19 protein-coding genes are annotated in these 19,559 nt (G+C 44.4%); 16 read left to right on the top strand and 3 right to left on the bottom strand.

Going from position 1 to position 19,559, the window contains the following annotated elements:
• Positions 1 to 41: 41 nt before the first annotated feature.
• The 9 genes from EKG39_RS21350 (at position 42) to EKG39_RS21310 (ending at position 9,430) form a co-directional block, all read left to right on the top strand.
• Entirely contained in the window at positions 42 to 1,256 is a 1,215-nt protein-coding gene (locus EKG39_RS21350) for an IscS subfamily cysteine desulfurase (protein ID WP_012143208.1), read from the top strand.
• A 36-nt stretch (positions 1,257 to 1,292) separates the two neighbouring features.
• Positions 1,293 to 1,676: a Fe-S cluster assembly scaffold IscU gene (gene iscU, locus EKG39_RS21345; RefSeq protein ID WP_012143207.1), complete on the top strand. Its 384-nt coding sequence runs from the start codon at positions 1,293 to 1,295 to the stop codon at positions 1,674 to 1,676.
• Positions 1,677 to 1,690: 14 nt separating this feature from the next.
• On the top strand, positions 1,691 to 2,014 hold the full coding sequence (gene iscA / locus EKG39_RS21340) for an iron-sulfur cluster assembly protein IscA (RefSeq protein ID WP_012143206.1): 324 nt from the start codon (positions 1,691 to 1,693) through the stop codon (positions 2,012 to 2,014).
• A 19-nt stretch (positions 2,015 to 2,033) separates the two neighbouring features.
• Complete coding sequence (hscB, locus tag EKG39_RS21335) at positions 2,034 to 2,564, top strand: co-chaperone HscB (RefSeq protein WP_012143205.1); 531 nt, start codon at positions 2,034 to 2,036, stop codon at positions 2,562 to 2,564.
• An 80-nt stretch (positions 2,565 to 2,644) separates the two neighbouring features.
• Positions 2,645 to 4,507, top strand: coding sequence for a Fe-S protein assembly chaperone HscA (hscA, locus tag EKG39_RS21330; protein WP_012143204.1), 1,863 nt, complete (start codon positions 2,645 to 2,647; stop codon positions 4,505 to 4,507).
• 17 nt (positions 4,508 to 4,524) lie between these two features.
• Positions 4,525 to 4,863: an ISC system 2Fe-2S type ferredoxin gene (gene fdx, locus EKG39_RS21325; RefSeq protein ID WP_012143203.1), complete on the top strand. Its 339-nt coding sequence runs from the start codon at positions 4,525 to 4,527 to the stop codon at positions 4,861 to 4,863.
• A gap of 119 nt (positions 4,864 to 4,982) precedes the next feature.
• Complete coding sequence (iscX, locus tag EKG39_RS21320) at positions 4,983 to 5,180, top strand: Fe-S cluster assembly protein IscX (RefSeq protein ID WP_041421721.1); 198 nt, start codon at positions 4,983 to 4,985, stop codon at positions 5,178 to 5,180.
• 288 nt (positions 5,181 to 5,468) lie between these two features.
• Positions 5,469 to 5,900, top strand: a complete 432-nt coding sequence (gene ndk, locus EKG39_RS21315; RefSeq protein ID WP_126508021.1) for a nucleoside-diphosphate kinase — start codon at positions 5,469 to 5,471, stop codon at positions 5,898 to 5,900.
• Between the two features lie 908 nt (positions 5,901 to 6,808).
• The gene (locus tag EKG39_RS21310) at positions 6,809 to 9,430 is read left to right on the top strand and encodes a TonB-dependent receptor plug domain-containing protein (protein ID WP_126508020.1); all 2,622 of its coding nucleotides are present in this window, start codon (positions 6,809 to 6,811) and stop codon (positions 9,428 to 9,430) included.
• Positions 9,431 to 9,582: 152 nt separating this feature from the next.
• Here EKG39_RS21310 and EKG39_RS21305 read toward each other — a convergent pair whose 3' ends face one another.
• Entirely contained in the window at positions 9,583 to 9,939 is a 357-nt protein-coding gene (locus tag EKG39_RS21305; RefSeq protein ID WP_012143197.1) for a TraR/DksA family transcriptional regulator, read from the bottom strand.
• A gap of 217 nt (positions 9,940 to 10,156) precedes the next feature.
• On the bottom strand, positions 10,157 to 11,083 hold the full coding sequence (dusC, locus tag EKG39_RS21300) for a tRNA dihydrouridine(16) synthase DusC (RefSeq protein WP_126508019.1): 927 nt from the start codon (positions 11,081 to 11,083) through the stop codon (positions 10,157 to 10,159).
• Positions 11,084 to 11,654: 571 nt separating this feature from the next.
• Between dusC and EKG39_RS21295 the strand changes: the two genes are divergently transcribed.
• From EKG39_RS21295 to EKG39_RS21260, 7 genes are all read left to right on the top strand, one after another.
• Entirely contained in the window at positions 11,655 to 12,200 is a 546-nt protein-coding gene (locus tag EKG39_RS21295; protein ID WP_012143195.1) for an HvfA family oxazolone/thioamide-modified RiPP metallophore, read from the top strand.
• A 173-nt stretch (positions 12,201 to 12,373) separates the two neighbouring features.
• Positions 12,374 to 13,210, top strand: coding sequence for an HvfB family MNIO-type RiPP peptide maturase (locus EKG39_RS21290; RefSeq protein WP_126508018.1), 837 nt, complete (start codon positions 12,374 to 12,376; stop codon positions 13,208 to 13,210).
• Positions 13,210 to 13,953, top strand: a complete 744-nt coding sequence (locus EKG39_RS21285; protein WP_126508017.1) for an HvfC family RiPP maturation protein — start codon at positions 13,210 to 13,212, stop codon at positions 13,951 to 13,953. Before EKG39_RS21290 ends, EKG39_RS21285 begins: the two co-directional genes overlap by 1 nt.
• Before the next feature lie 618 nt (positions 13,954 to 14,571).
• Positions 14,572 to 14,940, top strand: coding sequence for a YbaN family protein (locus tag EKG39_RS21275; protein ID WP_126508016.1), 369 nt, complete (start codon positions 14,572 to 14,574; stop codon positions 14,938 to 14,940).
• Between the two features lie 218 nt (positions 14,941 to 15,158).
• Positions 15,159 to 15,710, top strand: coding sequence for an adenine phosphoribosyltransferase (gene apt, locus EKG39_RS21270; protein WP_126508050.1), 552 nt, complete (start codon positions 15,159 to 15,161; stop codon positions 15,708 to 15,710).
• Positions 15,711 to 15,819: 109 nt separating this feature from the next.
• Positions 15,820 to 18,693: a DNA polymerase III subunit gamma/tau gene (gene dnaX / locus EKG39_RS21265; protein WP_126508015.1), complete on the top strand. Its 2,874-nt coding sequence runs from the start codon at positions 15,820 to 15,822 to the stop codon at positions 18,691 to 18,693.
• A gap of 84 nt (positions 18,694 to 18,777) precedes the next feature.
• Positions 18,778 to 19,107, top strand: coding sequence for a YbaB/EbfC family nucleoid-associated protein (locus EKG39_RS21260; RefSeq protein WP_012143188.1), 330 nt, complete (start codon positions 18,778 to 18,780; stop codon positions 19,105 to 19,107).
• Between the two features lie 131 nt (positions 19,108 to 19,238).
• On the opposite strand, the gene EKG39_RS21255 is transcribed toward EKG39_RS21260, so the two are convergent.
• Complete coding sequence (locus tag EKG39_RS21255; RefSeq protein ID WP_221767384.1) at positions 19,239 to 19,499, bottom strand: site-specific integrase; 261 nt, start codon at positions 19,497 to 19,499, stop codon at positions 19,239 to 19,241.
• Between the last annotated feature and the right edge of the window lie 60 nt (positions 19,500 to 19,559).

Raw genomic sequence — 19,559 nt, 5'->3', positions numbered from 1 at the left:
TTTGTTGAGCCTTTTTACAGGCTGTAAGTACGGAGTGTGTGATGAAGCTTCCTATCTATTTAGATTATGCTGCGACAACGCCGGTTGATCCTCGTGTTGCAGAAAAAATGATGCAGTGCATGACTATGGACGGCATATTTGGTAACCCTGCGTCTCGTTCTCACCGTTATGGTTGGCAGGCTGAAGAGGCGGTTGATATCGCCCGTAATCAAGTTGCTGAGTTAATCAATGCAGACCCGCGAGAGATCGTATTTACATCGGGTGCAACTGAATCTGACAACTTGGCAATTAAGGGTGTTGCTCATTTCTACCATAAGAAAGGCAAGCACATCATCACCAGCAAGACTGAACATAAAGCGGTACTCGATACTTGTCGCCAGCTTGAGCGTGAAGGGTTCGAAGTGACCTATCTTGCACCTGAGTCTAATGGCCTGATCCCACTTGAAACGATCGAAGCTGCGATGCGTGAAGATACGATTCTTGTCAGTATCATGCACGTAAACAACGAGATCGGTGTTATCCATGATATTTCTGCTATCGGCGAGCTATGTCGTAGCAAGAAAATCATTTTCCATGTAGACGCTGCCCAGAGTGCTGGTAAGTTGCCTATCGACGTTCAGTCGATGAAAGTCGATCTGATCTCTATCTCTGCTCACAAGATGTATGGCCCTAAAGGTATCGGAGCACTCTATGTGCGTCGTAAGCCACGCATTCGTCTTGAAGCGACTATGCACGGTGGTGGTCATGAGCGTGGTATGCGAAGTGGTACCCTTGCGACTCACCAAATTGTTGGTATGGGTGAAGCGGCTGCGATAGCAAAAGCTGATATGACAACAGATAATGCGCGTATCAGAACCTTGCGTGACAGACTTTGGAATGGCGTGAAAGGAATTGAAGAAACCTACATTAATGGTGACTTCGAACAGAGCTATTGCGGTAGCTTAAATGTCAGCTTTAACTTCGTCGAAGGTGAGTCATTGATGATGGCGCTTAAAGACCTCGCAGTCTCCTCCGGCTCGGCATGTACATCGGCAAGCTTAGAACCAAGCTATGTGCTAAGAGCGCTTGGTTTGAATGACGAAATGGCGCATAGCTCAATTCGTTTCTCTATCGGTCGCTTTACGACTGAAGAGGAGATCGATCATGCAATTGAGACTATTAACAAGTCAATTGGCGACTTACGGGAGATGTCTCCACTGTGGGAGATGTTTCAAGATGGTGTAGATCTGGACAAGGTTCAGTGGGCTCACCATTAATCCGGTTAAATCGAATATAGAGATTGGAGCAGTACCATGGCTTATAGCGAAAAAGTACTAGAACATTATGAGAACCCAAGAAACGTAGGTTCTTTCGATAAAAATGATCCATCAGTAGTTACCGGTATGGTCGGCGCACCGGCTTGTGGCGACGTGATGAAGCTACAGCTGAAAATTGACAAAGATGGTATGATTGAAGATGCCAAGTTTAAGACTTATGGCTGTGGAAGTGCAATTGCATCGAGTTCTCTTGTTACCGAATGGGTTAAGGGAAAAACGATTGAAGAAGCAGCAGCAATTAAGAATACCGATATTGCTGAAGAGCTTGCACTGCCACCGGTAAAAATTCATTGCTCAATTTTGGCTGAAGATGCAATTAAAGCAGCCATCGATGATTATAAGTCAAAGCAAACTAAGTAATTTCCGGAGTTAAGATGGCTATAACAATGACTCCCGCGGCAGCAGAACGTGTAAAAAGCTTTCTTGTGAGTCGCGGCAAGGGGATAGGCTTACGCTTAGGACTCAAAACATCGGGTTGCTCTGGTATGGCATACATCCTCGAGTTTGTTGATGATTTGAATGATGATGATGAAGTTTATGAAATCGGTGATGTAAAAATTATTATCGATGCCAAAAGCTTCATCTATCTTCAAGGTATAGAGCTCGACTTCGTAAAAGAGGGGCTCAATGAAGGATTTCAGTTTAACAACCCTAATGCTAAAGGGGAGTGTGGCTGTGGTGAGAGTTTCACAGTCTAACCGTCAAAAGAATTGAGTCATGAACTATTTTGAGCTGTTTAGTTTTACACCTTCCTACGAAATAGACACCGCCTTACTTGCAGAACGCTATCGCGAACTGCAAAGGGCGGTTCACCCCGATAAGTTTGCTAACTCCAGTGAACAAGATAAACGTATTGCCGTTCAGCGTACCGCCCAGGTAAACGACGGCTTTTCGACGTTGAAAAATCCAATAACAAGAGCCGAACATATTCTTGCATTGAATGGATTTGATCTTCTACACGAGTCGACGACTGTCAAAGATACTCATTTTTTAATGCAGCAGATGGAGTGGCGTGAATCCCTCGAAGATATCGCTCACAGTAGTGATCCCGATGAGATGATTGCCGACTTACACGAGTCATTTTCGGTTTATGCTAAGGAGATTGAGCAAGATTTAGCTCAATTGCTTCTAAGTAACTCTGAGGAAGAGCTGTCAAAAGCTGCAGATCTTATTCGAAAATTGAAATTTATGGCTAAGTTACAGATTGAACTTGAGCGTGCGGAAGACGTTCTGTTTGATCAGGCTTAGGCATACTTTTCAGTTTGTTAATTATTTTTTATTTGATTAGCTTTAGCTCCATACTGGCTAATACTTAGGTTGGAATTTTTATGGCTCTTTTGCAAATTGCTGAACCTGGACAGACTGCAGCGCCTCATCAACATAGATTGGCTGTAGGTATTGATTTAGGTACCACAAACTCACTGGTTGCTGCCGTTCGCAGCGGTGTCGCTGATACCCTGCCAGATGAGAATGCTCGACATTCACTGCCATCGATAGTTCGTTATACCGATACTGGCATCGAAGCCGGTTTTGAGGCCGAGGCGCATTCTGCTAAAGACCCACAAAATACTATTGTATCAGTGAAGCGTTTTATGGGCCGAAGTCTTGCTGATATTCAATCGGGTATACAAGATCTGCCTTATCGTTTCCAAGCCAGTGAAAATGGTCTACCTTTGTTCGCTACCGAGCAGGGCACAGTTAATCCCGTTCAAATCTCTTCAGAAATTCTAAAGCCGTTGATTTCCAGAGCCGAAAGCACACTAGGTGGCGATCTTGAAGGTATTGTCATCACGGTTCCCGCTTATTTCGATGATGCTCAACGTCAAGGAACTAAAGATGCTGCAGCCCTGCTAGGGGTGAAAGTATTACGTTTATTAAATGAACCTACTGCAGCCGCAATCGCATATGGATTAGATTCAGGGCAAGAGGGCGTCATTGCTATCTATGATCTTGGTGGCGGTACCTTCGATATTTCAATATTGAGGCTCAATAAAGGGGTGTTTGAAGTGTTAGCTACCGGTGGTGATTCTGCACTGGGTGGTGATGACTTTGATCATCTTCTTCATCATCATCTTCTGCAGGAATGGCAGATAGATGCGCCTTCAGCATCGGTGAGTCGTCAGTTACTGATTGAATCCAGACGGGTGAAAGAAGTGTTGACCGATGAGAGTGAAGTGACTGCGACGCTGTTATTGGACGATGGAACGACACTTACTCATGTCGTAACAAAGTCACTGTTTGACTCTCTTATAACAAGCCTGGTTAAGAAGACTGTCGCAAGTTGTCGTCGTGCCTTACGTGATGCAGGTATCAAAGCGGATGAGGTACTCGAAACTGTCTTGGTTGGTGGCTCGACAAGAGTGCCATTGGTCAGAGAACTGGTTGAAGGCTTCTTTGGCAAAGCGCCATTAACGTCTATTGACCCGGATAGGGTGGTGGCTATCGGTGCCGCAATTCAGGCTGATATTTTAGTGGGTAACAAGCCTGAATCAGATCTCTTATTACTCGATGTTCTCCCTCTGTCACTGGGTATCGAAACCATGGGAGGCTTAGTAGAAAAGGTCGTTTCACGTAACACGACAATTCCCGTGGCTAAAGCGCAAGAATTTACTACCTTTAAAGATGGTCAAACCGCTATGGCATTTCATGTCGTACAGGGAGAGCGGGAATTGGTCGATGACTGCCGCTCGCTGGCGCGTTTTACTTTGAAGGGGATCCCGCCATTGGCAGCGGGCGCTGCACATATTAGAGTCACCTTCCAGGTTGATGCCGATGGTTTATTGAGTGTGACTGCAATGGAGAAGTCTACTGGCGTGCAGTCGAGCATACAGGTTAAGCCCTCTTTCGGCTTAACAGATGAAGAGATCGGGTCCATGTTGAAAGATTCGATGGCGAACGCAAAAGATGACATTGCTCGCCGTATGCTTGCAGAACAGCAAGTCGAAGCTGCAAGGGTACTCGAGACATTAAGTGCCGCATTGGCGAAGGATGGTGAGCTGTTAACGGCTGACGAACGTAATGCGATTGAGCAGAGCATGGCTGTATTGGTTGAAGTCGGTGGTCAGGATGATGCCGATGCGATTGAAAAAGCCATTGAAGCATTAGATGCTAGCACGCAGGATTTTGCGGCTAAGCGTATGGATAATTCAATTAAGCTGGCCCTTAAAGGCCAGTCAGTTGACAGTATTTAGATTAAATAGGTAACCCAATGCCGCAAATTGTATTTTTACCCCATGAAGAACTATGTCCCGATGGGGCCGTTATTGAAGCCAATGTAGGTGAAACGGTTTTAGATGTTGCTCTGAAAAATGGCATTCATATTGAGCATGCTTGTGAGAAAGTTTGTGCATGTACTACCTGTCATGTTGTGGTTCGTGAAGGGTTTGATGAGCTTGAAGAGAGCGATGAGCTCGAAGATGACATGCTGGATAAGGCATGGGGCTTGGAACCTGAAAGTCGTCTTTCGTGCCAGACCAAAGTACCTGACTGTGACTTGGTCGTGGATATTCCCAAGTACACCATCAATATGGTGAGTGAAGGCAACTAGTTAACTGAACCGGCTTTAAAAAGGGCAATAGCATTCGTATGCTATTGCCCTTTTTATTTTAGTCTACAAAGATGCTGTCTATACTTTCACTAACCCAAGAGAGAATGCAGGAGCTTACTATGTCATTAAAATGGATAGACTCACTGGATATTGCACTGGATCTATTAGAGAAGTACCCGGAAGTGGATCCTGAAACGATCCGTTTTACCGACCTTCGGGAGTGGATCCTGGAGCTGGACGCATTTGAAGATGATCCCGCCCATTGCAATGAGCGTATCTTAGAGGCTGTACAAGCCTGCTGGATAGCAGAAAGTTGATCGAGTAACACTTTCTTGACTAGTTGGAAAACGTGGGCCTATCTACCTTCTGATTCTTGTAACTGCGACTCGAATCGTTTGTCGTAAGGCAGAGTTCTCTGGTGAACAGCTTTGCTATTTTTGTGTACTATCGGTTGTTTTTTGAGTGAAATGTGTCTTCGATCCGCTTACCTCAGGTTTCTCTTTGATGTATGTCTCACAGCTTCAACTTTAAAGGTAGGATTTCCCCGATAAATCTCGTATAATCCGCGCAAATTAAAAACCTGTTTTAAAAAAAGGAAGCTAGACATGGCTATCGAACGTACTTTTTCTATCATCAAGCCTGATGCAGTTGCTAAAAACCACATTGGTGCTATCTACAACCGTTTTGAAACTGCTGGCCTGAAAATCATCGCTTCTAAAATGATCCACCTAAGCAAAGAACAAGCTGAAGGCTTCTATGCTGAGCACAGCGAACGTCCTTTCTTTGGTGCACTAGTTGCGTTCATGACTTCTGGTCCAATCATGGTTCAGACTCTTGAAGGCGAAAATGCTGTTCTTGCTCACCGTGAGATCTTAGGTGCAACAAACCCTGCTGAAGCGGCTCCTGGTACTATCCGTGCTGACTTCGCTGAAAGCATCGATGAAAATGCCGCTCATGGTTCTGATTCAGTTGCTTCTGCTGAGCGTGAAGTTGCATATTTCTTCAGCGCTGAAGAGTTATGCCCACGCACTCGTTAATTCGAATGCTGGTAAAGAAAAGAAGCCTAATGGCTTCTTTTTTTTTGATCATAAGGCGCTAGCCTATAGCGGTAATCTTGGTTGATATCCTCTTTCATCTAATGTTTAGTTAAATCCTTTCACTAAATCCGTTCTTATCCAATAGGTGTAATAGCACTGTAGATGATGCAGTCTTTAAACCTTTAAATCCCTTAGCGATTAACAGTCATATTTTCCATCATTTTTAATATCGGCTCAGATCCTCGCCTTAAACGTCACAAAAAGTGTAATGCCTTTACCGCCTGATCATCGATAAGTTGTTACGGAAAACTAACCATCGGTATTACATTTTCCATTAAAGTTTGCCTGAATATGATTTCATTCATTGAATGAGCTGTTTAGTTTTGAGACGGGTGTTAATAACTTGTTGCCTGGCCAGTCCTTTATTTAAATGAATATTTTGATCCTGTTTGGTGTTTATGAATTTTATCGTTTCTGCATTACGACGCGGGGTTTGTATAGGTTGGCTTCGCTATTTGTTAGGGGTGGATTTATTATTTATTTATTGTTTGTGTTGGTATTTACTATTTAACCAAGATAGAACAGGTGTATCTGCTTGTAACCATCATCCACCTTCTGCATTCGTTCGCCTTTAAATCTACCTTATAAGCATTCCGGCTTTAACCTGCAGATATAGCGCACTTTTATTTTTTACATTACTTGGTTGTAGCTTGTTTTGTTTGTCTGTTTGTATCAAATCTTTTCACTAAGGTTATTTAATTGTGACCGCTGTTGACTTGCTTAGCATATTTAAACAATATTTAAAGGGAGGTAGTTAACCTTTACTTTAAAATCAGAACAATAAAACAATAATTACTATTAAATTGTTACCTGCTTATATATCGAGTGGTAATGATGAGGGAGAAAATATGAACTCTTTGACCTTAACAGCAAAAGCCGTGCGCACTAGTTTAATCGCTGCCGCTGCAACCAGTGTTGCTTTCTCAGGATTAGCGTTTGCTGAAGAGCAGAGCGAAGGTGCTAATGTTGAACGTATCGAAGTGACAGGTTCTCGAATTCAAAGAACAGACATGGAAACGGCAAGTCCGGTTACTGTGATTGATGCCAGTGCAATCAAGGCCGCCGGTGCAACCTCTATCGATGAAGTACTACAAAAGATGACAGCCACTGGTGGCGCAATGACAAATCCTGGCATTAATAATGGTTCTCAAGGTAACGCTTCTATCAATTTAAGAGGCTTAGGTTCGCAGCGAACCTTAGTATTGGTAAATAACCGCCGTATGGTCAACTCGGGTACAGGTGCAGCTTCAACTGTCGATTTGAACACCATTCCTGTGTCTATGATTAAACGCATCGAAGTACTGAAAGATGGTGCTTCTTCGGTATATGGTTCAGATGCTGTAGCCGGTGTTGTGAACATTATTCTTAAAGATGACTTCGAAGGTTTAGAGGCTAATGTGCAAACTGGTGTTTCCGGTCAGGGAGATGCAAGTGAAACCAGCTTCGACCTCACCATGGGGGGAAGCTTTGACCGCGGTAATGTTGTTATGGGTCTGCAGTATATGGACCGTGGCGAAGCGAGCATGGCTGACCGCGACGCAACACAGTGTGACTATGCCGAGCGTGTCGGTGCCGATGGCAATTTAGAGCTATATTGCGGTGGTAGTTCATATACCCCTGGTGGCCATATTTGGGGGCCTGATGGACGTGATTCTTTACAAGGTAGTCTTGATGGAACTTGGCATGAATTTACCGACGATGATAAGTATAACTACAATGCGTCGAGCTATTTATATACACCAATGCAGCGCCTTAACCTGACTGCATTAGGTAACTTTGAACTTACTGATTCGATTAATCTGTTCAGTGAAGCCATGTATTCTAAGCGCTGGTCTGAACAGCAGATGGCACCTCAACCGATATGGACTGACACATTTACATATACAGAGGCCATGGGAGATAGCCTATTAGAGCATGGTTACGAATATGGTGACGAATTGGACTATGGTCGTCGTATGGCCGATGTCGGAAATCGTGAGTTTTCTCAGGTTGTAGACACGGTTCGAGTTGTCGTTGGACTGGACGGCTTGTTGGATAATGGTTGGGCATGGGATACTTCAGTTAACTACGGACGAAATGATTCGGTAGACCGTCTGGCAAACCTTATCAATATGGGCTCAGTTAATACAGGTATTGAAGAGGGTACGTTTAATCCACTGGATCAAGCTTCCTGGTCGCAAGAAAATATGAATGAGTATCTCTATACCGAGCTAAATTCTGGTGGTAGTGAGATGTTTATTTTATCCGCTAACCTTTCTGGTGAGGTTTTAGAATTGCCTGCAGGCTACTTAGGGTTTGCTACGGGTCTAGAGCATAGAACGGAAAAAGCTTGGTTTATCCCTGATTCTTTAACATCGCAAGGTATGGCAAATGACCCTAAAGTTGAGCCAACGGGTGGGGAATATGATGTTTCTGAAGCGTATTTAGAGTTAGCGATTCCATTATTGTCAGGCGTATTTTTAGCCGAGCAAGTCGATTTGAGTGCCGCGGTTAGATATTTTGATTACAGCACATTTGGTAGTGATAGTACCTGGAAGCTGGGTTTGACCTGGCGCATGACCGATGATCTTATGCTTCGTAGCGTAGCTTCAACGGCATTCAGAGCACCGTCAGTCGATGAGTTATATTCGGGTAAGTCACCCTCGTTCGACCAGGTTGAGCATCCGGTAGGCCAAGATCAAGCGGAAGTGACGCGCGGTGGTAACCCTAATCTGACACCGGAAGAGGCTGAAACCTTTACTGCAGGTTTTGTCTATTCACCTTCATGGTTTGATGGTTTCTCGGTAACAGCGGATTACTATGATATCTCGATAACTAACTCAATTGCCTTAGTTGACTCGCAGTACATCGTTGATCAGTGTATGGATGCGCAGGGTAACCCAATCAATACAGAAACAAGTCTGTGTCAGTCTGCCGATATCAAAATGGGCGGTGGTAATCGCATCATATTTAACAACCAGCTACAGAACATTGGTGCTGAAAACACTTCAGGTATCGACATTAATTTAGCTTATGCCTTCGATGCTGTTGGACTTGCATGGACAACAAGTTTAGATTCGACTATTTTGCTCGAGAACGAATCTATTATCTTAGGTGAGTCAATAGATTATGCGGGCCTTATCACGTCAGGTAGTGGCGGTTTTGCCAAGTATAAGACTAATTTTGACTTAGGTGTGGAAGGGGATAGTTGGGGAGCACACTATCAAGCACGATATATCTCCGGAATGGATAGTTATGCGTGTCAAAGTGAGCCATCTTCTTGTTATGCACCATCGACAGATAGCATTATCTATCACGATGTTTCAGCTACTTACTTCCTTCCTCAAGGATGGACGCTGTCAGCTGGCGTAAATAACTTACTCGACGAAGAGGCACCATATTACACTGGTAATAACGATGCCAACACAGATCCCTACACTTATGATACGTTAGGACGTTACTTCTACTTGCAAGCGAGTGTAAAACTATAATCTAGCTCGTTACCAGATAAAAAGTCGGCTTAAACGCCGACTTTTTTGTGCAGCAATTATAAAGGAAGGTAACTTGCTATAACGATTAATTGCTGGCACACGTAAGGGCAACGATAGTTCAAAGGCAAAAAGAAAGTTCTTACTCGATGTGATTAATGTGTCAGCCTAAGCTCTTGTCTATGCTCGTGCTCATATTGTTCGGCGCAATTAGCGCACCTTTGCTCTATTGGATCCAGAGTTAAACGTTCAGACTCGATCTCACTTTCGCAATCAGAGCATAAACCATATACACCAATATCGAGTTGGCAGATGGCTGCATCCAGTTTCGTCAATTTTGAAAATAGCGGATGATCACATAGGCCGGCTTTGGTCAGTACCTCAATAATTTCGCAAAGAGAGGATGTTTCAGCTTCCAGAGATACTTGATTGATTTCTGCAAGCGCACCGATCTCTTTCCTGAGATGTGTTTCGAGCTGCGACAATTCATGTCTGATATGGGATATGCTCACGAAAATATGCCTAGTTATTGACTTACGGACATTAAGTCTAAACAGGTGAGGCTGTTTGACTATGACTAAGATCAAAACTCAGTCATATTTTCTCCATGAAAATCCCATATCAGTACAGATCTGACCTCTCAGGTTGGGATAATTTGTCCTATATCAAAGAATAAGCGAACAAAATTCCCACACAAGCTGACAAGATAGAATCGAACGATTTCTATACTTAGGCTTTTAATGCCGCTAAAATGTCGGCCGTTTGTTTCATGACTCTAACCTGTCTGAACAGGAGGTCGGCTTCTTCATACTGGAGGACAATAAACCTAAGCCACTGTTTGATCCGTGCCGGGTAGTATTTCTCTTTAGCACTGACGATCTCATATTCAGAATATTGAAGCAGCAGTTGCTTAACTTCATTCCATGGCATGGCATCTTGTGTTCCTTTTAAGACATGAGCAAGGTTGGGAACGGCTAATGCTCCGCGGCCCACCATGACATCATTGCAGCCACTGACAACCTGACACCTTTGGTAATCCTCCCGGTTCCAGACTTCGCCGTTGGCAATAACAGGGATAGAGATAGCCTCTTTGATCTGATTAATATATTCCCAGTGAGCGGGGGGTCTATAGCCTTCCTCTTTAGTGCGGGCATGTACCGTCAGTTCAGTGGCTCCGGCGGCTTCAATTGCCTGTGCAATTTCGACACATCGACTCTTATCATCCCAGCCTAATCTTATTTTGGCTGATACGGGGTGATTACTGGGGACAGCCTCTCTCACTGAATGAGTTACACGGTAGATAGTATCAGGCTCTTTTAGCAGCGCTGCACCACCATTACTGCGATTGACCATTGGGGCCGGGCAGCCAAAATTTAGATCGACACCACGAGAGCCCAGCTCTACAGCCCTAAGGGCATTTTCAGCCATCCAGCTGGGGTGTTGCCCTAATAGTTGCAGTCGTACAGGGGTTCCTGCTTGGGTTTGACTGTTATTGGCTAATTCGGCGCATAATCGATAAAAAACCTTTTCAGGCAGTAGCTGATCTACGACGCGAATAAATTCGCTGATGACCATATCGTATCCACCAACGCTAGTGAGTAGCGAACGCATCGGTGCATCGGCAACCCCTTCCATCGGAGCAAGTATTACGCGCATTGTATGACTCTTTCTATGATTAACAACTTTATAAAGGGGGCCGATTCTCTTACGGATAGTACACAGCAGGTTGCAGTCGACAGCTTCTGTAGACCTTTTCCTGCTGACACCTGGAGTCTGAGTGTCTTCCGGCTATTCGAAAGCCGGCTATTTAAGCTCAGAAACATAACGCCCCTACAAACGGGCGAGCATTCTACCCTAAGCGTGCTGGCGATACAAAACTCACCTTCAGGAGTATTTTGCCTTCCTACTTCTGCGTTGACTGACTTTCAAAGGGGTCAGCACTCCTCATCAATTCGCCTTGAATTAGTTTGCCCAAAAAATACTGAGCAACTCACTTTCTTATATCGATTTGTATAAAGAGATAAATCTCAGGGGATGTTTTCGTAAAACGATGCTTTGTTAGGCAAAGTCCAAAAGTTGCGCTTATGCTAATAATGCGTCATAAATGTGATCCCGGTAAAATTTTTGAAATAAATTTGCGGTGTGTCGGGTCTATTAATGCGAGCCAGCTAACAACATTTTGGTTGGTAACCCAAATCTAATATTTTTAATTTGAAAGGAAGACATTATGAATTTAGTTAAAAAGACCGCTGTTGCTGCTGCCTTAGGCACTGTTGTTATCGGTTCAGCTTTTGCTGCTGAGGTCCAGGCTAACCCATTCGGTTATAGTCAAATGGAAGCGGGTTACCAGCTTGTAGATGGCGAAGGCAAGTGTGGTGGCGATATGAAGAAAGGGAAAGAGGGTAAGTGCGGTGAAGGCAAATGCGGCGAAGGCATGAAGAAAGGTAAGGAAGGTAAGTGTGGCGAAGGTATGGCCAAGGGAAAAGAGGGCAAGTGTGGTGAAGGCAAATGCGGCGAAGGCATGAAGAAAGGCAAGGAAGGTAAGTGCGGCGAAGGCATGGCCAAGGGAAAAGAGGGCAAGTGTGGTGAAGGTAAATGCGGCGAAGGGATGAAGAAAGGTAAGGAAGGCAAGTGCGGTGAAGGCATGGCCAAGGGAAAAGAGGGCAAGTGTGGTGAAGGTAAATGTGGCGAAGGGATGAAGAAAGGAAAAGAGGGTAAATGCGGCGAAGGGATGAAGAAAGGTAAAGAGGGCAAGTGTGGCGGAGATATGTAGCCTTATCTGAATATCATTTATTAAGCACTCTCGTGTCATATTCGATTGATGGTGAGTTCTGTTGAGATAATTAAGGCTGGTTTTAACCGGCCTTAATTATCTTTAAACGGGTATATCTGTTTATCTTTTTTAATGTGAGTCATGAGTTAAATGTTCATAAATTGGGAGAAGCTATGAGTGAGCAAGCCAAAGTCGGCCTTGGTCTTAGACGTGAAATGTTAGATGAGTTTTGCGACTTGACTCCTGATGCTATCGATTTTTTTGAGGTGGCTCCAGAAAACTGGATGACTCTGGGTGGAAAATTTGGACGCCAATTTAAGCAACTGACCGAGAGAAAGCCTTTTTTTTGTCATGGCTTATCATTGTCTATCGGAGGACCGTCCCCTCTCGATATCCAGTTTGTTAAAGATATAAAAGCTTTTATGGATCTGCATAATATCTCAACTTATTCAGAGCACTTAAGTTATTGTTCTGGCACTGGCCATATGTATGATCTCATGCCCATTCCCTTCACGCAGGAGGCGGTCATGCATGTTGTAAAGAGGGTCAAGCAGGTTGAAGATATTCTTGAACGGCCATTGATTCTCGAAAATGTCTCTTTTTATGCGGCTCCGGGAGCCGAGATGACAGAGTTTGAATTTGTTAACGCTGTGCTAAGTGAAGCAGATTGTAGGCTCTTACTCGATGTGAACAATATCTATGTTAATTCGGTTAACCATCATTATGATGCCAGTCAGTTTTTAAGATCTATGCCGACCGAGCGTATTGCTTATCTGCATATTGCCGGCCATTACGAAGAAGCTGAAGATCTTATCGTCGATACCCACGGAGCCGATATCATCTCGCCCGTGTGGCAATTACTCCGGGAGTGCTATGAAATCCATGGGGTGCATCCGACCCTCTTGGAGAGAGACTTCAATATCCCCCCAACCTCTGAATTACTAAATGAAATCGATCAGATCCATGAATATCAGCATGCCGTTCCGAGCCTGCTCTCGAGGAGCGCATAATGAGTTTTACCAAGGTTCAGCAATCATTTATCGATTATATCAAAGAGCCTTCACGCCAGCTTCCCATTGGCACTGAATCAAGAAGGATGAAGATATATAGAGATCTGTTTTTCAATAATATCGATGGTTTTATTTCCAGTGGTTTTCCCGTACTGAAGAGCTTATATTCTCAGGATGCCTGGCAGGCTTTGGTACAGGATTTCTTTGTTACTCATGATTGCCAATCACCCATCTTCATCGATATTGCTAAAGAATTCGTTATTTTTCTTCAGTCGGAATATGAGTTAAAAGCACATGATCCCGGTTTTTTGCTCGAACTCGCCCATTATGAATACATGGAGTTGGTTATCTCTGTTGCTAAAGATAATCCATCCCAAGGGCAAATTACGGGAAATGTCGCTGCTGAGTGTCTTTGTCTGTCCGACACCGCTAAAGTTTTGCAGTACTCCTATGATGTTGAACATATATCTGAGCACTACCAACCCCAATCGCCGACTCCGACACCACAGTATTTCTGTTTATATCGTGACAGTGAAGATGAGGTCGTATTTTTAAGACTTAACCCGCTGGCAGCTCAGGTATTAGGGTACTTATCTCAATCTGAAAATGTCACCTTCGATACGCTGGTGGCTTGGTTATTTTCAACATACCCGGATATGGAAGAAAATATACTCATTAAGGGATGCCGGGAGATGATAGAGGGCTTGGCGCATAATGGGGTGATTAAAGAGGATAAGCGATAACTCTTGGCATAGGAAACATTAGCACTGGTAATAATAGTATTGGCAATAATAGCTGGGGAAATAGTTGAAATAGCCTTTCTATCCGACTGACATCACTCTATAATGGCGCGAAAAATTGATCTAGATCAATAAAGTCACCCCTGAATTTGAGTGAGGAAGTATGAGCCAGCCTTTTAAAGATCCATTTAACATCGTTTATTTTATTGGTTTTATTCTAGTTTTATTATTACCGACCTTGCCTGCGACCCTATCCTGGTTAAAGTTGACCGACATACTCTAATCTTGTGTTATATCCGGTTTATCCGAATCGCAGTGTCAAGGATGACAAAGCGTTCCTGTCTTGTACCTCTGAACTTAGATTTATCTTGTGGTGACTTGTGTGGTGACTTGCCTTAGTTATAAAAATTGACACGATTTAAGCTGTTACTCCCATCAATCATATCAAGCTTATAAATTATCTACTCGTCAGCTATTCCCTTATACTATGTTGGAATGCTATGAAGGTAAAAAATGCTTATCTCAGCCGTAGACAGCAATTTTTAGATCGCCTTTTTCGGGTATTCACCCATGAAGCATTCGGGTATTATGGCTGTTCATTATCGTTTTCAGAGGAATAAAATGGCGTTAAAGCGTGGGGTATATTTAATCTGTGGATTGTGCAGTTTAGCCTTGGGTCTACTTGGGATCCCTCTGCCTATCTTGCCAACCGTCCCCTTTATTCTCCTGGCCGCTTTCTGCTTCGCTCGTTCGAGTGATAGCTTATATCAATGGTTAATGGAGCATCCCTGGTTTTCTGATGCACTCAAACATTGGGAAAGTGAACGTGCGATCCGCAAAGGTCTTAAAAGAAAAGCTTACATTGTCAGTGGGCTCAGTTTTGCGTTGAGCATTGCAATTGTCCCTCTTGTTTGGGTTAAATTTATGCTGCTTTTCTTTGCCATTGCTCTTGGGGTATATCTTAGAAATATCCCGGAGTTAGAGGATTAATACTGTGTCTAAAACCGTCTATATGCGCTTTTTGTTAGCCTAATTATCTCCATGGAACTTGCCGAAATTTACCTATAAAAATTGTCAAAGTGTGACTTTATCCCTCCATTCTTGTTGGTATTAGCTACAGAGTTTGTTGCAACTCATGGTAAAGCGGCTTAAGCTTTACCCCGATTTTTTTACAAGTCAGCTCATAGAGCGGGCGAAACCAAAAGATGATATCGATGAATAACGACACCTTAGCAGTGATAAAACAGAGCATAAAAACCATTCCAGATTATCCAAAACCTGGGATCCTTTTTCGAGATGTGACAAGTTTGCTGGAAGATCATACCGCTTATAAGGCGACAATGGATATCTTGGTTGAGAAGTATAAGAACCAAGGTTTTACAAAGGTTGTCGGCACAGAGGCGCGTGGTTTTCTATTTGGTGCACCATTAGCCCTCGAACTCGGTCTGGGTTTTGTTCCTGTCCGTAAGCCCGGCAAGCTGCCGCGCGAAACGATTTCGGAAAGCTATGAGCTTGAGTATGGTCACGATGTATTAGAGATCCATGTCGATGCTATCAATGAAAATGATAAAGTGCTTGTTATCGATGATCTGCTTGCGACAGGTGGTACAATCGAAGCCACTGTTAAATTGATCAGAAACTTAGGTGGTAAGGTAAACCACGCCGCATTCGTTATCTCTTTGCCCGATCTCGGCGGTGAGAAACGCCTTCAAGCGATGGATCTTGAGCTCGTTAAACTGTGTGAGTTCGACGGCGAATAATCATCCGTAAAAATGTTCCTCGGTAGCGAGTTTTTGCATGGCATGTTATTGTGCCACTATCCGAGGAGCATGCTCCCGAAATTGATAAAGTGACACTTTGGGGAGTTCCATGTCATATCAGGTGTTGGCCAGAAAATGGCGCCCTGCTACATTCGAGCAAATGGTTGGCCAGTCGCATGTTCTACATGCTCTAACCAATGCTCTTTCTCAGCAAAGATTACATCATGCCTATCTCTTCTCTGGTACCCGTGGTGTAGGTAAAACAAGTTTAGCCCGTCTGTTTGCGAAAGGACTGAATTGTGAGAAGGGAGTTACCGCCTCTCCATGTGGTCAATGTTCCAGTTGTATCGAGATATCTGAGGGACGTTTTGTCGACCTCATCGAAGTCGATGCGGCCTCAAGAACCAAAGTCGATGATACCCGTGAACTGTTAGATAACGTTCAGTACCGACCCAGTCGAGGGCGTTACAAGGTTTACTTGATCGATGAAGTTCACATGCTATCCAGAAGCAGTTTTAATGCCCTGTTAAAGACGCTTGAGGAGCCGCCTGAACATGTTAAGTTCCTGCTCGCGACCACTGATCCACAACGACTTCCGGTCACTGTGTTGTCTCGCTGTCTGCAATTTAACTTAAAGAGCTTAACGCTGGAAGAGATTGAACAGCAGTTAACTCATGTGCTTTCTCAAGAGCAATTGAGCTTTGAACCACAAGCACTGAAATTATTAGCAAAATCAGCAAATGGCAGTATGCGTGATGCACTTAGCCTGACCGATCAGGCGATTGCCTTTGGTGCGGGTCAGGTCAAGCTTACTCAAGTACAAACCATGTTAGGCAGCATCGATGAGCATCACGTCATTACCTTGCTTAATGCTTTGATTCAAGGTGATATTGAAAATCTGATGCAGGTAACTGCTAAGGTTCTCTCCTTTGGGGCTGATCCACAGGAAGTGCTTCGAAGTTTACTTGAGCTGTTACACCAAATTACGCTAAGCCAGTTTGCGCCGGCCGCGGCTCAACTGTCAATTTACAGTGAACAGATCACCGCATTTGCCGAGCAGATAAGTCCCGAGCAGATCCAACTCTATTATCAACTGTTACTGACCGGGCGCAAAGATCTTCCCCATGCGCCAGATCCAAAATCCGGACTCGAGATGGCCTTGCTAAGAGCCGTGACCTTTGTACCGGAAGTGCCGGTCAAGCGATGGTCGGTAGCAGAACCGGCGACCATCACTGTACCTGAAGTGAAGTCTGTATCTCAGCTGGAACGGGATAATGTTAATTCGAACGCTCACCCTCCAAAAGAGCAGTCTTCAGTAGATGGCTCTTCAGCAGATCAGTCTTTGGTAGATAGCTCATCAAACAGTGGCTCTTCAGAAGATAGTCCGGCAGCATCGCAGGAGTCTAGCGATGATGATTCAGACTTACTCAACAGCTTAAACAGTGAGCAAGCCCTGATATTGAGCCAGGCTTCTAGTCAGGGAATGGAGCAGGGCGCAGCGGTAGAGTCACCGGTCGAAGCCGTTGCAGTGCAAGGTGTAGCGTCAGAAGTGCCTAAGATTGTTGAAACACAATTTGTTAAGGCTGAGCCTGTAGAGACTGAGCCTGTTGAGACAGAAGCTGCTGTAAACGATGCTCCTGCGGTCGAGACTCTTGTGGTTGATCCTGGCGCAAATATAGAGCGCAAAGACGAAGAGCCGCAGTCTCAGCAGCTTAAGCCCTCAGTTACAGACAAGCAATCAGATGATACCAGGCAAACAGAGGCTCAGGTGACACCGGAAAGTGTGACAGAGCAAAGCATACCAGAGTTAAGTGTATCGTCGCCGAACTCTATGCCCGACGAATATTACGCCGCGCAAGATGCTCAATTTGATGCACAAACTGACGCCTATGATGATCATCCACAGCAGATGGATGAATATCTTCCTTTCGACTCTTTAGCACAGGGAAACCCCGGAGCAAGCGACAGTGAGCTAAATCAGGGGAATAGCGCTGCCGTTACATCACCCGCACCGGACGTTGCTGAAGATGATATTTTAGATGCCGTCCTGGCCGCCCGGGACTCATTGTTAACAGAATTGGTTGAGAGTGAACCTAAGGAGAGTGGTGGAAAAAAGCCTGAAGCGGAACGCCAGAGCTTTGTGCCACCGTCTCGAAAACCAGCTCTTAGTGAGTCCGAGTCCAATGCTGTCGATGAGGGCGTACATGAACTGGGTGACCAAGTGGAAACTCAGGAGCATGAGGGAGCCGATAGTCAGATTGAAGACAGGCCTCCATGGGAGGAGCAAGAATCGTCAGTTTCATTGAGTGGTGAGTCATCAAAGGCTGCCGAGGAGATGCTTGATACACCGCTTCATGATGCCGTTAAGGGTGAGGAGAGTCACGTAGAGCAAGTCGCGGGGGCTCAGACTCAAAGTCATACATCTACGTCGGTTACGGCGGGTGTAAGTCAGAGCGAGTCACATGTCAGTGCTGAGCTGATGCCCGGTAAGCTTCTTGTATCAGGCGATGGCGAGATCACCGGCCATGATATCGATCTTAAATGGTACCGTTTGATGTCGGCGCTGGATGTGGGCGGAAGGGTCAGGCAACTTGCTGTTAATTCAGTTTGTCATGAGTTTATTTCCCCAATACCACTGTTATTGAAACCCAATCAAAAGCATTTAGCTGCTGATATCGCCATCGTTCAGTTGGAAGAGGCCTTGAGTCGAGCACTTGAAAATGAAACTAAGGTGACGATTGAAGTGGGTGTCGATGAGGTGCGTGAGACACCATTAGAGATCCGTCAGCGGTTTCACCGGGAGCTACTTGCCGAGGCCCAGCAAGGCTTGATGAGTGATAGCAACATCCAATGGCTGATGAGTCAGATGGATGCCGAATTTGAAAATGATAGTTTAAGTTACAACCCTGAATTGTTGAGTTTAAAAGGAAATACCATTGAGCTTATCGATAAGTCGAACTTTAAGACGCTAACTGAGTCATAACTTTGTACGACTTTAATTGATTCTCAGTATTATTTTAGTAAGATGAGCCAACTTTAATCGACCCTTAATTGAAGAGAAATAGATATGTTTGGAAAAGGCGGTATGGGTAACCTGATGAAGCAGGCCCAGCAGATGCAAGATAAAATGGCGAAAGTGCAGGAAGAGATCGCCCGTATGGAAGTGACCGGTGAAGCCGGTGCTGGCCTTGTTAAAGTGACAATGACAGGTTCTCACAGTGTACGTAAAGTGGATATTGATCCAAGCCTGTTAGAAGACGATAAAGAGATGTTAGAAGATTTGATCGCTGCAGCTTGTAATGACGCTGCTCGTCGTGTTGAAGAGAATCAGAAAGAGAGAATGGCTGAAGTGACCGGGGGCATGCAGTTGCCACCAGGCATGAAGATGCCGTTCTAGTTCTAAGTTATTGTTTTTGACCTCTATTTTGCTCTGTCTGTATGACGGGGCCAATTAGGGGCCAAATAAAACTAAGAAAAAGCTCAAGTAAATTACTTGAGCTTTTATGTATGAGTCGTCAATTAGTAATATCATTTGTAGGTTTGGTTTAGTTTTTTTGCCATCTCTTTCACGTAATCTGGTTTTTCAGAACTGATCCATTTAGCATAGATTTTTCTGATCATTCCCCAGTCCGAATGCCCCATCTGGTTTGCTAGCCACGATGGCTCAGCTCCAGCCATGAGTAGCTGGCTGGCGTAGGTATGTCTTAATTGATAAGCAGGCCTATGAGTGTTAGTTTGCATCCAAAACTGATCCACTTTCCCCTTAATTTGCATTGAAAACTGATCCACATATTTAATACCTCCTGCCACCCCTGAGCAGGAGAATGTGGAGTGATAGATGTGTCATTA

This window comes from Shewanella atlantica (assembly GCF_003966265.1).
Taxonomy (GTDB): Bacteria; Pseudomonadota; Gammaproteobacteria; order Enterobacterales; family Shewanellaceae; genus Shewanella; species Shewanella atlantica.
The sequence above is the reverse complement of the archived record's forward strand: the minus strand, read 5'-3'. Positions and strand labels throughout refer to the sequence as shown.